14 protein-coding genes are annotated in these 14,666 nt (G+C 67.2%); 6 read left to right on the forward strand and 8 right to left on the reverse strand.

Features of this window, described 5'->3' with window-relative positions:
- Nucleotides 1-43: 43 nt before the first annotated feature.
- The 8 genes from ABIA35_RS40215 to ABIA35_RS40250 all read right to left on the reverse strand — a co-directional run bounded on the left by ABIA35_RS40215 (nucleotide 44) and on the right by ABIA35_RS40250 (nucleotide 8,522).
- Nucleotides 44-496: a hypothetical protein gene (locus tag ABIA35_RS40215; protein WP_370361423.1), complete on the reverse strand. Its 453-nt coding sequence runs from the start codon at nucleotides 494-496 to the stop codon at nucleotides 44-46.
- Nucleotides 483-1,100 (reverse strand): hypothetical protein, encoded by a 618-nt coding sequence (locus ABIA35_RS40220; protein WP_370361424.1) that lies wholly within the window; start codon nucleotides 1,098-1,100, stop codon nucleotides 483-485. Before ABIA35_RS40220 ends, ABIA35_RS40215 begins: the two co-directional genes overlap by 14 nt.
- A gap of 167 nt (nucleotides 1,101-1,267) precedes the next feature.
- A complete protein-coding gene (locus tag ABIA35_RS40225) occupies nucleotides 1,268-3,007 on the reverse strand; it encodes a type IV secretory system conjugative DNA transfer family protein (protein WP_370361425.1) in 1,740 nt (579 codons plus the stop codon).
- Between the two features lie 68 nt (nucleotides 3,008-3,075).
- The gene (locus ABIA35_RS40230) at nucleotides 3,076-4,479 is read right to left on the reverse strand and encodes a type VI secretion protein (RefSeq protein ID WP_370361426.1); all 1,404 of its coding nucleotides are present in this window, start codon (nucleotides 4,477-4,479) and stop codon (nucleotides 3,076-3,078) included.
- Between the two features lie 122 nt (nucleotides 4,480-4,601).
- Nucleotides 4,602-6,128 (reverse strand): SCO6880 family protein, encoded by a 1,527-nt coding sequence (locus ABIA35_RS40235; protein WP_370361427.1) that lies wholly within the window; start codon nucleotides 6,126-6,128, stop codon nucleotides 4,602-4,604.
- Nucleotides 6,125-7,288, reverse strand: a complete 1,164-nt coding sequence (locus tag ABIA35_RS40240) for a hypothetical protein (RefSeq protein ID WP_370361428.1) — start codon at nucleotides 7,286-7,288, stop codon at nucleotides 6,125-6,127. Before ABIA35_RS40240 ends, ABIA35_RS40235 begins: the two co-directional genes overlap by 4 nt.
- 158 nt (nucleotides 7,289-7,446) lie before the next feature.
- Nucleotides 7,447-8,154: a hypothetical protein gene (locus tag ABIA35_RS40245; protein ID WP_370361429.1), complete on the reverse strand. Its 708-nt coding sequence runs from the start codon at nucleotides 8,152-8,154 to the stop codon at nucleotides 7,447-7,449.
- 44 nt (nucleotides 8,155-8,198) lie between these two features.
- Complete coding sequence (locus ABIA35_RS40250) at nucleotides 8,199-8,522, reverse strand: hypothetical protein (protein WP_370361430.1); 324 nt, start codon at nucleotides 8,520-8,522, stop codon at nucleotides 8,199-8,201.
- 181 nt (nucleotides 8,523-8,703) lie between these two features.
- Here ABIA35_RS40250 and ABIA35_RS40255 point away from each other — a divergent pair, with 181 nt between their 5' ends.
- The 6 genes from ABIA35_RS40255 to ABIA35_RS40280 all read left to right on the forward strand — a co-directional run bounded on the left by ABIA35_RS40255 (nucleotide 8,704) and on the right by ABIA35_RS40280 (nucleotide 14,608).
- Nucleotides 8,704-9,219 carry a helix-turn-helix domain-containing protein gene (locus tag ABIA35_RS40255; protein ID WP_370361431.1) on the forward strand — a complete coding sequence of 172 codons (516 nt, stop codon included), beginning with the start codon at nucleotides 8,704-8,706 and terminating at the stop codon, nucleotides 9,217-9,219.
- 46 nt (nucleotides 9,220-9,265) lie between these two features.
- Entirely contained in the window at nucleotides 9,266-9,790 is a 525-nt protein-coding gene (locus ABIA35_RS40260) for a hypothetical protein (protein ID WP_370361432.1), read from the forward strand.
- The gene (locus ABIA35_RS40265; RefSeq protein WP_370361433.1) at nucleotides 9,787-11,064 is read left to right on the forward strand and encodes an MAB_1171c family putative transporter; all 1,278 of its coding nucleotides are present in this window, start codon (nucleotides 9,787-9,789) and stop codon (nucleotides 11,062-11,064) included. Before ABIA35_RS40260 ends, ABIA35_RS40265 begins: the two co-directional genes overlap by 4 nt.
- Nucleotides 11,061-12,287 carry a cytochrome P450 gene (locus ABIA35_RS40270; protein WP_370361434.1) on the forward strand — a complete coding sequence of 409 codons (1,227 nt, stop codon included), beginning with the start codon at nucleotides 11,061-11,063 and terminating at the stop codon, nucleotides 12,285-12,287. Before ABIA35_RS40265 ends, ABIA35_RS40270 begins: the two co-directional genes overlap by 4 nt.
- 13 nt (nucleotides 12,288-12,300) lie before the next feature.
- Nucleotides 12,301-13,305, forward strand: a complete 1,005-nt coding sequence (locus ABIA35_RS40275; protein WP_370361435.1) for a C40 family peptidase — start codon at nucleotides 12,301-12,303, stop codon at nucleotides 13,303-13,305.
- Between the two features lie 367 nt (nucleotides 13,306-13,672).
- The gene (locus tag ABIA35_RS40280; RefSeq protein ID WP_370361436.1) at nucleotides 13,673-14,608 is read left to right on the forward strand and encodes a hypothetical protein; all 936 of its coding nucleotides are present in this window, start codon (nucleotides 13,673-13,675) and stop codon (nucleotides 14,606-14,608) included.
- Nucleotides 14,609-14,666 lie beyond the last annotated feature (58 nt).

Raw genomic sequence — 14,666 nt, forward strand, 5'->3', positions numbered from 1 at the left:
GTGTGGTGCGGGCCGGCGGGCGAGCCGGGGCTGTGCGGACGGCTCAGACGGCGTAGAAGGCCAGGGAGGCTTCGAAGGCGGGATCGTCGGTCTGGTGAGAGCGGTACGGGCCGTCCTCCTGGCTCGGCGAGACCCCCGGCATGGCCAGCAGGACGGCGAGCCAGGCGCAGATCTCGTTGGCCGGCAGGACCGCCCCGAAGCCGGGCCGCCAGATGGTCGGCAGGCGCCTGTCACCGCTGGTGTGAAGGGCCAGCAGGGACCAGCCTTCTTCCTCGGTCCAGCGCAGTTCCACGTTCTCGGCGCTGGCGAAGGTGTGGTGCCAGGTCCCCTCGAAGTCCTCATCGGGCGCGAGCAACGTCATCGTCGCCGAGCGCACGGTGCCGGTATTGAAGGCTGCGTCGCCGACGCGGATGTCCTCCAGCAGCAGCGCAACCCGCACCGCCTCGATGTACGCCCGGTGGTCTGCCCGGCAGTCACGGGATTCAGTGATGGTCATGGAAGGTCTCGCTTTCGGTGTTGGTGTCGAGGTCCGCGTCGTCCGCGCGGAACCACATCGCGGTGCCGTCCTCGCCCTCGGGTGGCCCGAAGGCCCACCAGGAGCCGTCGTAGTAGGTGAAGGCAGCGATGGTCTCGTGCTGCGGGTGGGCCAGCCCGGCGTCCGTCAGGGCCCGCATCTGCTCGGCGGTGATGATGTTAAGTTCGGACGAGGTTGGGTTCGGAGGCTTGGGAATGCCTGCAAGAGGGCTGGCGTCCTTCCACCTGCGGATCTGCTCGGGGCGGAGGTCGGTATTCGGGCTCGAGTGCCCGGCACGGCAACCGCCTGCCCACCAGACGGAGACGTGTCCGAGAAGGGCGACAAGGGCCTGGTGCCAGTAGACGGCTGACTGCCCAGTACCCTCAGGCCCGTAGGCCTCCGTCCGCCAAGCGCGCAGTGCCCAGAGTTCCTCGATCAGTTCTGGGTGCTGTGGCCAGCAGGTCGGAAGCCGGTCTTCGAGAACCAGGCGGTAGCGGCCGATAAGCCACGCCGTCCAGTCGCGAAGCTGTTCCCAGGCGAGTGTGTACTCCGGTTCGGTCATCGCGTGCCATTCGGCAAGCGGCACCAGAGCGCCTCCGGTCGCAGGGCGGCCCCCTATGTACCCAGGGGGCTCCGGCGTCGGCCGCGGTCGGCGTGTGAGCCGACTGGCCGTTCGCCGAGGACGCCCGCGGATCCGCCGTCCAGCGCTCGGGCCCACGGACGGCGGGCTCGTATGACGTTCATCGAAGACGCTCACGGAATCTGCTCCTCCAGGATCGCGTACGCAGCCTTTTCCGCTTGGGCGTAGAGCGCCGCGTCAGGGCCTTCGTAGTGGCGCGTCATGCGGATCTTCACGGCCGGAGTGGTGGCGTGGATGACCAGCGCTTCGCGCTCGGCAGAGCTGAGTGTGCGGATGTCCTCGGCGGTCATGGTCTTGTGCTGCTGAACCGAGGTTCCGGTGGTGATCGAACCGTCGTCCGAGCGCTGGTAGGTAGTCATGTGCCGGTCGTATTCGCCGACCAGATTCTCCGACAGGTCGCGCAACTCGGCGCCGGACAGACCACCGAGGATGAGCTTCACCGTGGCAGCTCCCCAGAGCATCGCGGCCTGTTCCGCGCCCCAACGCGCCTCGGCCTGCGCCCGGGACTGGAGGATGGCGGCGATGAAGATGCCGGAGCCACCGGCGAACGACATCAAGTCGGGCAACGACGGGAGCGGGACAACGTTCGCGATCTCGTCAAGGAACAGCGCGAGCGGCGGATCGAGCCGGCCTCCCGGCATCGTGTCGGCGATGCGCTTCGCGGTCTCTATCAACTCGTCGACGAACACTGCGATCAGCGGTGCTAGCGCGCTGGCCTGTTTCCGTTCGACCAGCAGGTAGACCGTCCCCTTCGACCGTAGGAAGGACTCCAGATCGAAGACGGCAGACTCGACCTCGGGACAGAACGTGACCTGTGCAGTCGGCGAGAGCAGCGGTGCCAGCGCGATCTGGACAGTCGTCCACAAGCCGGACTTCGTCTCGGGCGGTGTCCGGTAGAGGCCGTCCAGCAGCTGAGCACTGCCGGGTGCAGCCTCCGGGTAATCGCGCAGGAGTTTGACCGGGGTGTCGTCGCGGTCGTTCAGAGACCATGAGAGCACGTCGAGCATTGAGCGGCCGGCGAGCGCCGCGGCGTGCAGCCACAGGGTGAGCAGGTTGGTGGCGTTGGCACCGAAGTACCCAGCGTTCGACGAGTCCTGCTTCTCACTACGACCGACGGTGACCATCACCTCCGCGCGCTCGCGGGCCTTGTCGAGGTCCTTGCAGCCGGACGTCGGCGACCACCGGACCATCGAAGGCCACGAGGTCATCCCCGTCGGCGCCATGACCGCGACGGGTCCTTGCTTCTGGCGCAGTGCTGCGGTGGCCAGCAGCACGTCCATCCGCATCGACGTGACCAGCGCGGAGCCCGGCCACCGGTGCACCCACGGAATCACGACCTGCGAGGACTTGCCCTGCCGAGGAGCTGCGATCACGACGACGGAGTCCTCCGTCGACACCGCCAGCTTCACCTTGTCCGGGACGGAGCGGCCAAGCGGCAGACCGACATCGGCAAGGCCGAACGATGCCTCCTTCAGGCTCGGGCGCACTACCGGCCCACGTCTCATGACCGCCGACTCGGCCAGGTGGACTGTGAGGTCAGAGCGGGCGGCGAACCCGTCATCGCGCCGCTTGAAACGCACCCACAGGCGCAGCCCGACGAAGGTCACACCAGCGCAGCCAGCGAGCAGAAGACATCCCGCGCAGTAGAACGACACCGGCCCTGGAAGCACGGCGGCCGCGTCGGCCGGCCACGCCATGCGGGGATCGCCTAGATGTCCCAGCAGGCGCGTGGCGATCGACAGACTCCGTGAAGGCGAAACGCCGGGCAGGCCCCCGTGCGCCAACAGCCCCGCCACTTCGCCCCATGCCCAGGTGCCGACCCCTGCGATGACGAAGAGGCCGACAGCCAGCATGAGGACCAAATCCTTGGCGTCGTGCACCAGGTACCGGGCCGGCGAAGGGCCCGCAGAACGGGTAGCCATCACGCCGACATCCGTTGGTTGGTGTAGAACCACTCGCGTTCGAGCGGCGTCAGCTCCAGCCGAACGGCGGCTGAATGGTGCCGGCCGACCTTCCACAGGGCGTGGCCGATGTGGGCTGCGCCCCAGGCGGCTATGTGGGCGCATTCGGCACCCGTGAGCCCAATGGCATCGCGGGTCATCGCAAGCGGAGCGACGTCCTGAGCCAGGCACACACGCACGTCGCAGCTGGCGATGAGGTTCGCCGCGATCGCCGCTTCGGGGGTCCCGGCCGCGCCGACCGTCTCGAAGTCAGCCAACCTGTGCGTAGCGAGTACCTGGATCGTGCCGGTCGCTCGGGACAGGCGGAGATCGCCGTCGAGTTTGCGCACCATCGCGGGGATCCGCATCGCGCGCCAGAGCTCATCGCGTACGACAAGGCGCACCGGGCCGGCCGGGTCGTCGATCGCTGACTGGCCCCAGGAGGAGACGCACGCGAGGGTCATCGCGATCGTCTCGTCTCCCCGGCCGTCGAGCCGGGACAGGTCGACGGTCTGGATCGGCGCGGTGAAGTCAAGCGCGACGGTGGTCGGGCCGTCGAACAGACCAGAGAGCGAGCCGTGGACCATCGCACGTAGAGCGTCGGTGACGTCGCGAACGAGGTCGCGGAGTTCCTCGGCGTCCCCGCCACGGACCCGGAGGTCTCGAGCCATCTCGTCAGTCGGGTCCCGAAGTATGGCCCACACCTGCGGCAAGGTCGGGTCCACCAGGTAGCTTGTTCCGCCAGCCTGTCCCGTCGCCTCATGGATCGCGAGGGATACGGCAGCCTCCTCCGTCGGCGTTAGCGAGCGTCCGAGCTTCGTGGCCAGCAGGGCGTTGAGCAAGGTGAGCCGTCGCCGGTGGACCTCAGCCAAGCGCTCCTCCAGCTCGACCGGATCGCTGGGCAGGTCTTCACCGAGCGGGCCGGCATCGAGGGGGTTGAGTCGGGCCGGGAGTCCCGGGCCCAGCTGGACCGGCTCGACGCCGAGACCGTGCGCGAGTTCCTTGTACTCGTTCTTCAGGTCGCCGAGGACGAGAGTCTTGACGCCGTACGACATCAGCCGCAGTGAGAGGGCCTTGATGTGCGCGGACTTGCCGGCCCCGGGGATACCGGTGAACAGCACGTTGGGATTGGTGATCAGTCCGTTGTTGAGCCAGGCGATCGGATGGCAGGAGAACGCCGTGCCGGTGAGCAGGTTCGTACCGATGCAGGGTCCGATCGCGGGTACGCCGCCGCCGTAGAGGAACGGATAGAGCCCGGCGAGCTGCGACGTCGCGGCCCGATAAACCCGAGGCTGCGGAGCACGGACCGCACGACCGGCATATGGCCTGTTGATCCCCCGCCGCGGAGCGCTGCTCGGGGAGCGCAGCTCAGCACGACCGGTCACGGCAGATGCGACGGGAGGATGAGCAGCGGGCACCGGCGGTCGGAGCGTAGTGATCGCGACGGCCGGAAGGCTGGTAGAGGCTACGAGCTCGCGCCGCCTGTTCAAAGGGCTACGCATCCTGCTCACCACCGCTTCGCCGGAAGGCCGAGACCTACGGGGAGGGTCATGGCGAAGCCTGTGTCTTGAGCGCCGTACATCCGCCGCAGCTCGATCCCGATGAGTGCGGCGCCGGATTCTGCCTGCGCACAAGCGTCCGGCAGCTCGTTCGGGTCGTCGACCGTCACCGTGAGGTAGCCGGTGAAGCGGCACAGGCCAGACCCGTGTGCGTGCTCTGCGTCTTGCGCCGCGGCGCGGTCGAGCGCGACCTGCTCGGAGGCGGAAACCGCTTGGCCGGTGCGGGCTCGCAGCCTGATGCCGACCTCGCGCTTCGTCCGCTCGACCATCACCGCCTTCTGCGCCGCCCGCGGCCCGAGCGGCTCGATGACGAACGAGAACGAGCGTCTGTGGGTCGCATCGGCCAGCACCGATGCCAGCGCGGTCGCGTAGACGGGCGATATCGGCCAGGCGTGGATCGCGTAGGTCACCGATACGGCGCCGTCGTGGCGGTACGACGACCACGAGTTCTCGGCCGCGACCGGCCCCGCGGCAGAGGGGTCGAGACCGGCCTGGACCGCGGGCATCGCACCCTGGCCGAGCTGATCGTCAGCCTCCGCGCGGCGCTGGTCCAGCAATGCTGCGGCGTGGGGGTCGAAGCCCGTGCGGATGGCTTCTGACATCGCTGGGGTGTCCAGCCAATGCGTGACTCGGATGCCTGCGCCCGCGAGCTGCGGACTCAGTGCCCGTACTTGCTGACCGAGAATCCGGAAGGCTCCCTTATCGCCGCCACCCGCCCCACGTATCGCCCCCAGGGCACGGCGGGCGTCCAGCGATACCGCCAGCCACATCTGGCGACGGCAGGCGGCCGGCGTAGCGGCCAGCAGCGCCTCATTCGCCATCACCGAAGCGAGCGGAGCAGCGGGGTCGAGGTGAGCGGTGTGCCAGGTGCGCAGCGCTCCCCCGGACTCCGGCACGGTGCGCGAGACGAACTGGAGTCGCGCGATCGGCTGTTCCTCGGTGCACAGCGAGGCGAGTACCTCGCCCCAGGCCTGCACCATCGCCTCGGCCCGATCGGCATCGAGCAGGCCCACCCCGGCCGGGTCGACCACCGCCACCGCCGTATACGTACAGGCGTGCGGGTGATGCAGCACCGCGATCTCCCGGCCCACACCGTCATGGGACGCGAGGATGCGCAGAGGCGCCAGCACGCCGGGCAGATCCAGCCGGGAAGGCTCGACCCCACGCTCGGGAGCGAAGGCTCCAGACAGAAAGAGCGTCTTGTTCCGGAACTTCAGAAGGCTGTAGGAGACCACGGTGATCGTCCATTCATCGAGGGTCCGGCCCGCTACGCGCACGTAGGCACATCCGGCCAGCAGCAGCGCCAGCGGCCAGAACAAGGCAGCGCCGACGAGGTGGCCGCTGGCGAGCGGTTGCAGGCCGAGGAAGACTGCGAGTCCGGCAAGGGCAGCTCGGCGACCGGAGAGCCCGAGCAGGAAGTGCACCTTCTCGTGCTGCCAACCGGCGTAGGTTCGGGCAGGGACTCGGGTGGTCATGTTGATGACGCCTCCTCGCTTTTCGGGGCAGGTGAGATGCCGCGGCGTGGCATGCGGACGGAGCCGTACATCGGATATCCAGCGGGGTACGCCGAGGGGTTCGCCCCCTCCAGCCCTGCGTGCCCGGCTTGCTGCTCCATGCGCGAGCCCACCGCGTTGATGGTCTTGTGCAGCGCCTGGAGCGCGGCGACCGCAACACCGGCAGGCCCCGCGGACGCCGCCCCGATTCCCGCAGTGCCACCCGCGCCCGCCCCGGCACCCCGTCCCGCATTGGCCGACATCGCCTGGCGCTCCGAGAACTGCCCGAACGCCGCCGGATCAGGACCCGGCCCGCCGGATGCGGTCCGGTTGGCGACGGCCCCGACGAGCGCACCGGCGCCGATCGCTCCGCCCATCGACACCGACGTGAAGGTGAAGAAGCGCCCGATGGCAGGCCAGGCGAACACAGCCATGAAAAGCACAGCCATCCCGGAGATCACCCCGGTGATGCCCGTCGCGTTCCCGGCCGTGTCGAAGCCGATCACGAAGACCAGCGCGATCACCGGCTTGACCATGGCCAGCTGAACACCGGCCTTGACGAGCTTGCGCCACCACTCCGTCGTCGACGAGCCGATCTGGCCGGCCGCTGCAATCGGCGCCGTCGCCACCAGGACGCAGAACACCGCGTTGCGCAACACGAGTTCCGACCACAACACCAGCACCACGCCAATGCCGGTCAGGCCGAACAACAGCAGCAACACCGACGGAATCGCAGGCCCCGAGGGCGCACTGAGCGCGAGCAGGACCGTCAGCCGTTGGGAGAAGCCGTCCAGGCTGCTGCCGCTGGACGACACGATCCACTTCGCCACGTCGTCCGAGGCAGCCATGATCTGCCCGGAGACGGCGAGAGTCAGCAACGAGGCAAGCGCTGCCTTGGGCAATCCGGTCAGCGCTTGAGCCAGCGGCGCACCCGAACGAGTCCACACCACAGAGCCGGCCTGCAGCACCAGCAGGAACATCGCGACGACCATGCCGAGCGTCAGGCTGATCGCGTACACGCCGTGGATGGAGCCGAGGTCCGGATCGGGCATCGAAGTGAACACTCCGCCGAACCACTTCAGCACTGAGGTGAAGGCATCGGCGAAGGAATGGCAGATCGAGTCCCAGGCCGAGCTGGCCACGTCACCGACCGCGCCGCTGACCGCCGACTCGGCCCCGGATGCGACCGCTCCGGCTGCTTTGCCCGGCAGGCCGGTTACGTCCGCGAAGCATGTGCCGAGGTTTCCGTCCAGGCACCCAGTACCTGATCCAGGCGGCTCAAAGACCGCTCCCGCGGGAATCACGATGCACCACCGGAGGCGGCAATGAGGGCCAGCCACCCATGATTCACAGCGGCCTGAGTGTCAGGGGTAGCCATCAGCCCGGAGTAGTCCTGACCAGTGCGGCCGATAGCTTGAATCTTCCAGTCGCCAGCGGCCCAATGCATCTGCACCGGGAAGACGCCGGTGGTCTGGGCCATGGCTCCGTGCGAGTTGACGAACGTGCTGCCGGTCAACAGCAGGACCAGGACCTCATCTGGCGCGACGTTCCGCAGCTGATACATCTGTGCTGTCGTCTGGAACGTCACCGGCGGGTCCAGCGGTCCGTCGGATGGCAGCTGCAAGTCCCCGCGGAGCTTGACGGTGCTCGCAGCGAGGTTCGCCGGCAAAGCCGTGTTGCTGGGATCGCCGGCCACGCGCATCACCGACGCGGCGTAGTCGGGATCGAGCGTGGATGCCGCGGCATCGACGTACTCTGACGCCGCGCTGACCGCACCGGCGGTCGTGTGCGGAAAGCCGACCTGGATGCCATCGGCCGTACGAGCGCCCGGGACTACCGCGAGCAGGCCCGAAGGCACTGCGACAGGCGGCGCTGTCACGGGCTTCTTCACGCCGTCCCCGCCATCGCGGCCGCCGATCAGCGGAACGGTGATCACCCCGATGACCAGCACGACACCGGCAGCGAGAGCTCCCGGAAATAGGCGCTTTGCGCCGATAAGGTTGCGCATTGTGACTCCTGGTGGTGGCGATACGCGTGGGATCGGTGGCGGCCCTAGCTCAAGCCGTACGAAGCGGTGATCAGCGTGACCGCCACGCCGACGATGACCGCTCCGATGACGGAGCTGAACAGGGTGACCTTCCCGCGCTCGGCCATCTCCGCCCGACGCGAGGTGTTGCCGAGGGCGATCATGCAGCCGCCGGTGACAGCCGCCCCTCCACAGCAGGTCAGGGCTCCCCACTTGAGCCAGGAGAACAGGGTGGCGATGGCGCCGGAGCCGACCGGCGCGGCCGGCGGCGGGTCGGGGATAACAGCGGCGGCGTGAGCGAGTACCTGAACCGCGGCCTGCTGGACGAACATCGCGATCATGACCTTCACCTGCTCCTTAGCTGGTTGGCGACCTTCCAACTGTTCATCTCTGCGAACAGTGTGAATACACCATAAGCTGTGCCATATCGGACACGTCAACCGGAGCGAACGAGGTACGCTGAAATGACCCAGCAGTGTTCACCACAGCAGACGACAATCGAGCAGCAACCACGCCAAGAAGGGACCGTCGATGAGCAAGCAGGCCAAGGGAGCGGGCGAGGAGCCGGCGACACCTGCTGCGCCCGACGAACCGACTTCACCGCAGGCCGGAACAGCCGACCCGGGCGTCATCGCCGAGCGGCTGCAGTACCTGTTCGAGAACAAGCGCAAGCCCGACGGCAAGAAGTACTCCTACCGGGAGGCCATCCGGGCGATCGAGGACTCCGGCGGAGCCTCGATCTCGGTCGGCTACCTGTCGCAGCTGGTCAACGGGGTCAGAACCAACCCGATGATGGATGCGATCCAGGGCCTTGCGAAGTTCTTCGGGGTCCCGCTGTCGTACTTCGACGAGCACGAGGACACCGAGGAGACCAACGAGCAGCTCAAGCTGGTCGCCGCGCTCCAGCACGCCGGAGTACAGGACGTGGCCATGCGCACGGTCGGCCTGCCGCCGGAGAGCGTGAAGCTGGTCTTGAGCATGATCGACCGCGTGCGCGAGGTCGAGGGGCTGCCTCCGGCCGAATCACATCCCGCCGCGGACGACTAGTTCTCGAACATAGGTTCGCCAGTCTTCGTGTCTCTGGTGCACTCCGGTGAACCGGGACCAGGCGCGCCGCGAGTGCTCAGCGCTGGTCGCCGACCTCGACCTGCCCGACCCGTTCGGCCTTGAAGACTTCTGCACACGGCTCGGCCGGCACATCGGCCGAAGTCTCGTCCTGATGTCGCACTCGATGGCGATCGGCGGACTGTGCGGCGCCTGGATGAGAACAGCCAAGGCCGACTACGTCTTCTACGAAGAGGACACATCGCAGCTGCACCAGCAGCACATCGTCTTTCACGAGATCGGGCACATCCTCCGTGCTCACGTGCCCGGCAAGGAACTCAGCAAAGACCTGGCGCGGACCATCGCTGCCGGCATGAAGATCACCGATGTCTTCCGGGTACTCGGCCGCGACTCCTACGCCGAGGACGACGAGTTCGAGGCCGAACTCATCGCCACGCTTATCCTGCGCCGGATCGGACGCCAACCGCTTCGAGAATTGCCGCGGGCCACTGATCCCGGCGCTCATGACGTCATCGCGCGCATCGCGACCTCCCTGTCGCGAGGTGAGCGGTGAACGCCACCTTGTATCCGCTGGCCGCGCTGTTCGCCTGGATGGTCGTGCTCTCGAGTGCCAAGCACCTCGCCGCCATTCGCAAAGAGCCGACACGCCTGGCCACCTGGTACCTCTACGTGTGCTTCGCGTTGATCTTCACGGTCAGTTGGGCAGGGGTCTGGGACCGGATCGATGCCTGGACCGGCCTGCGCGGCTCGAACGCACTCATCTCGATGTGCTTCGTCATGTGCTACACCGCGAGCCAGCTTGCCCTTCTGCAGGTATGGTCCTACGCCCCGGATCGGGCGCGGCGCCGTGTCAGGGTCACGATCGCAGCCGTCGCAGTGGTCGTCGCCGTAATGATCGCGCTGTTCATTCGCAGCGACTCCATGCACGCACTCCAGCAGTCGTTCAAGGCGCACCGCCTCCAGCAGTCGTTCTCCGAGTGGTACGGCGCGTCGGCCGCGTACGAGGCCTACCTACTCATCTACCTGCTGACCTTCACGATCGGCGAGGTCGAGGTCATCCGTCTGTGCCGCCGGTACGCGAAGGTGGTCAGCCCCAGCTGGCTTCGGACCGGCCTGATCACCACGAGCATCGGTGCGACCTTCGGGCTGCTCTACAGCATCACCCGGCTGGCAGACATCGTCGTCGCTCGCGCCAAGGTGGACATCGGCCCGTGGGAGAACGTCGCCGAAGTCAGCGCTGGGCTTGGCGCGCTACTCGTCATGGGTGGCCTGACCCTGCACTGGTGGGGGCCACGTATCTCCGGACTCGCGCAACGGCTACGGCGACTGGTCGCCTACATCAGGCTGCATGCACTGTGGATGAGCTTCTACGAGTTGGACGCCTCCATCGCGTTCGATGACCAACTGGCCACTGGGTCCGGGAGCGTCTTGGGCAGGATTCGCGCCGCGGCACGTGTGCTGAGCGATGTGGAGTACTACGTCGCGCGCCGCGTCGTGGAGATCCGGGATGGGATTCTGACGCTTCGGCAATATCTGGACCCTGTGAACGCGGAACGCCTCAGGGCGCACTTCGTCGGCCGCGGTTTCGTGGGCGACGACCTCGACGCAGCTGTCACCGCCGCACAGATCCGTGCCGCGCTCGAAGCCGGTGAAGCCGCGACACACAACGACAATCCCTTGCCACGAACAGCCGGGAACATCCCCGCAAACCTCGACGCCGAACTGGCATGGCTGCTGAGAGTGACAAAGTACTTCACCGAGCAGTCGACAGCCCCCGCCCACGAGCTCGCCGAAGCCGACCCGACACCGACCGGAGGAATCGCGTGAACCCCAGCCAGCCCTTCACCGAGCCGATCGAGATGGTCCCCCATCTCTCCGGATGCCCGTACGACGCGTATGCACAGCTGCGCGAGGCCGGCGGCGTCCACCAGGCGATCCAGGCCAGCGGCGGGCCGGTCTGGGTGATCAGCCGTCATGCCGACGTCAAGGCACTGCTGTCCGATCCGCGCATGTCCATCGAGGCACGCAACTCCCAACGCGGGTACCAGGGCTTCGGCCTGCCACCGGCCCTGGACGAGAATCTGCTGAACATCGGCGACGAGGCGCATGCCAGGCTTCGCCGACTGGTCTCCTCCGCCTTCACCCCGCGCCGCGTCGAGGCCCAACGCGAGCGCGTCCAGGCCACCGTCGAAAGGTTCATCAGCACCATCGCCCCGAACGGCCACGCCGACCTCGTCGCCGACCTCGCCGGCCCGGTCCCCATGGTCGTCATCTGCGATCTGCTCGGAATCCCGGAGTCGGACGGCGCGATCTTTCAGGCCTTCACCCGATCGCTGCTGACACCCAACGATCCGAATCGGCCCTCCGGCCGCGAACTCGTCGCCGGCATGCACGCCTGCCTGGTGAAAGTGATCAAGCGCAAGCGCGCCGAGCCGGCCGACGACCTGCTCTCCGCGATGATCGCAGCGCGAGACGGTGACGACCGGCTGACCGAGAACGAACTGACCTCACTGGCCTTCCTCATCCTGTGGGCCGGCTTCGAGACCACGGTGCACCTGATCTCCAACGGCATCGCCGCCCTTCTCCGCGAACCCAAGCTGGCAGACCTCGTCCGGGAAGAGACCGATCCGCACACGTCCCGAATGGCCGCCCTCGTCGAGGAACTGCTGCGACGCGACGGCCCCATGCTTACCGCGATCCGGCGCTTCCCCCTCGACGACCTCCGCATCGGCGAGCGAACCATTCCCGCCGGCGACACAGTCCTGCTGGCACTCGCCTCGGCCAACCGCGATCTCGAGTTCGTCACCAACCCCGACGCCATCGACCTCGAACGCCCCAGCAACGGGCACCTCGGGTTCGGCCAGGGACCGCACTACTGCCTCGGCGCCCCGCTCGCGCGCATGGAAGTGCGGACCGCCCTGTGGACCGCTCTTCACCGGCTGCCCAATCTCAGGCTCGCCATGCCGGAACACGAGCTCGCCTGGAACCCCGACCACCGTCACCACGGTCTGACCACGCTACCCGTCACCTTCACGGCACAGCCCGCCTGATGAGGAGAGCACCATGCCCGTCAAGCTCACCATTGGCGCCGCGATATCCGCGCCCTTGCTCGCTGTCGCCGCGGTCGCGGCCATCGCCGGAGCCATCGTCGCCGGGTCTGACTCGTCCACGACCTCCATATGCACGGCTGGCTTCGGCCAGGCCTCCGCTCACATCGGGAATCTGAGCCCCGTCCAACTGGGAAACGCCCAGATCATCGCCGAGGTCGGCGTCGGCATGGGCGTCCCAGCACCCGGCGAGACGATCGCCATAGCCACCGCCCTGCAGGAATCCGGCCTCCAGAACCTCAACTACGGAGACCGCGACAGCCTGGGGCTGTTCCAGCAACGACCCTCGCAAGGCTGGGGCAACCCCGCTCAGATCCTGACCCCGACGTTCGCCGCCCAGCAGTTCTACAGCAGGCTGCTCCAGGTCCCGGGCTGGCGCTCGATGTCCACCACCGGCGCAGCCCAAGCCGTCCAACGCAGCGGTTTCCCCGGCGCCTACGCCAAGTGGCAGGACGAGGCCGCAGCCCTGGCGATGACGTTCACCGGCGGCCTGAAGTGCTCGCCGGAGGACTCGAGCGACGTGACAGTCGCCGCGGTGGCTGCCAACCTCGCGGGCTACCACATCCCCGCTGGCGTACCCGCGCCGATAGTCGCGGCCATCAGCTTCGCGCTGGCGCAGCTTGGCAAGCCGTACGTCTGGGGCGGAACCGGCCCGGCTGGCTGGGACTGCTCCGGTCTGATGATGATGGCCTACCGCGCCGCCGGCGTCACGATCCCCCGCGGCAGCATCGCGCAGTCCACCGTCGGTGTGCCGGTCTACGACACGCAGCAGCTGCGGCCCGGCGACCTGTTGTTCGTCCCGGGATCGGATGGAACGGTGAGCGCGCCGGGACACGTGGGCATGTACCTGGGTCAGGGGATGCTGGTGGAGGCTCCACACACCGGGCTGAAGGTTCAACTGAGCCCTATGGCTGGATACTGGAGAGAAAACCTGGTCGCGATCCGCCGCGCAATCCAGTGAGCTTGTAGGTTCCCGCTGGGTCTTTCGCTTTCCCGAGAAGTCTGCGCCTAAGTTGCGCCTTCGCAAGATCGCCGAGCTGCCGTCCTGCGCCCAGGTAGTACGTCCTTCTGATCTCTGCGAGCAAGCGGTTGAACTGGCGGGGCTGTCCCCACGGTTTTGGTCCGTCTTGACCGCGTTGCGAGGCGGCCATCACATTCAGTACCCTGCCAGACGAGGCGCTCGTTGCGAGTGCTTGTCCACTTCCCTGGGCCCGGCACGTCCAGGTGGGCAGAAGGCCGCAGAAGGTCACGCAGCGGTACGGCGTGGACAGCAGGGAAATTCGACTCACCATCGTGTCAGCAGTGCCGGGGCTGGCGGAGGATGCGTCATGTCGAAATTCCGCACCGCCGTGCTCATGCAGAATGCGACCGGAATGACATACCAGTCGTGCCGTCAAAGCACACTCGACCGTCGCTCATCACATTGGGTTCCTGTCCCCGATCCGTGGTCCAGGGCTCAAGCCCACTTCGAGGCACTGGTGGTCCACACTCTTGCCGACCAGTTGCGTGATCGGCAGCTCGACGGGGCCGTCCTCGGAATCACTGCCGTGGATGTACGCGCATGGGTACCTAAGCTCATCCTGCATCCGACGATGGCCAGCTACGTCATCTCCTTGCTGTTGCCGCACTACGACAGCGAGTACGGCGGCGTTCGTGGCCTCCCGGGTGCACGACCGGTGCACTCCCACGGCCGGCTGGTCATCGTCGATCGGCTCGGAGACGCCGCGGTTGAACTCGCGATGGCCAATGCCGCCGCACCGCCCAATCCCACTCCGCGCCCCGAGATGCGGGCGGATTGGCGTCAGCACACGATGACGGCCGAAGAGACTGAGGAGCGGGCTTGGTGGGAGTCCAAGGGTCGTCCCGGCTTTGACAAGCCCGTGGAACAATCGATCCTCAACGCTGAGGATCTTCTCTTCAGCCGCCTTCTGCGACGTCCACGTATCGTCAATCGCGTCGCTGGTAGCCACGGCTTTGTGAACTCATACACTCATGGGACGGACCTGGTTCTCGAATGGTGCTGCGGAGTGAGCCACCTCGAAATGCGCAATCTCCTAGACCAGAGTGGCTTGACTCATCAAATTGCGCATATCACCCCGTGGAATAACCTGGGAGCCGATCCGGAACGCGGGACCGTCATCATCGAGCGGCAGGAGCACAGCCACTCGCGCAGTGAGCCACTGTTGACGCTGCGCAGTGGCCAGACCTGCCCCAGCGAGACGCCCGACGAACGACGACAGCGGATGGATGCGTGGTATCGGTGACGAGTATGCTCGCCGCCAGCGTTGTGATCGCGGTCTCCGTTCCGCTGACTCGTCTCGC

Source organism: Catenulispora sp. MAP12-49 (genome assembly GCF_041262705.1).
Lineage (GTDB): Bacteria > Actinomycetota > Actinomycetes > Streptomycetales > Catenulisporaceae > Catenulispora.